The sequence below is a fragment of the Adlercreutzia sp. DFI.6.23 genome (genome assembly GCF_024462535.1).
In the GTDB taxonomy this organism is placed as follows: domain Bacteria; phylum Actinomycetota; class Coriobacteriia; order Coriobacteriales; family Eggerthellaceae; genus Adlercreutzia; species Adlercreutzia rubneri.
The window spans coordinates 1-299 of record NZ_JANGBP010000543.1; the positions used below are offsets into that span (position 1 = coordinate 1).

2 protein-coding genes are annotated in these 299 nt (G+C 60.5%); one reads left to right on the top strand and one right to left on the bottom strand.

The window, feature by feature from the left end; all coding sequences use genetic code 11:
* The coding region (locus NE591_RS14505) for a 30S ribosomal protein S2 (RefSeq protein ID WP_256157016.1) at positions 1–172 on the bottom strand (172 nt) is incomplete at its 3' end.
* On the opposite strand from NE591_RS14505, the gene NE591_RS14510 reads away from it, so the two are divergent.
* Positions 119–299, top strand: a 181-nt coding sequence (locus tag NE591_RS14510; protein WP_256157017.1) for a hypothetical protein, incomplete at its 3' end; no start/stop codon positions are given. The two genes, NE591_RS14505 and NE591_RS14510, sit on opposite strands and share 54 nt — an antisense overlap.

The following is a 299-nucleotide window of genomic DNA, read 5'->3' on the forward strand; positions in this document are numbered from 1 at the left end:
TCACGAAGGTGTAGGCGGCGTCGAGCCCGTAGAGGGTCTGCTTCAGGTCGATTATGTAGATGTCGCCGCGGCTGCCGAAGATGTACGGCTTCATCTTGGGGTTCCAGCGGCGGGTCTGATGCCCGAAGTGCGCGCCGGCGTCGAGCAGCGTAGTAATGCTGACTTTCGTCATGATCACTCCATTTCGAACCTGCCCTTCCTGATTGACCCGGACACGAAGCTGCCCGTGAAGGCGCAGGAACTGTTCCCCGACTTCAAGCAGACGACGCCCGAGAACACCCCGGCCTACGTGTGCTTCG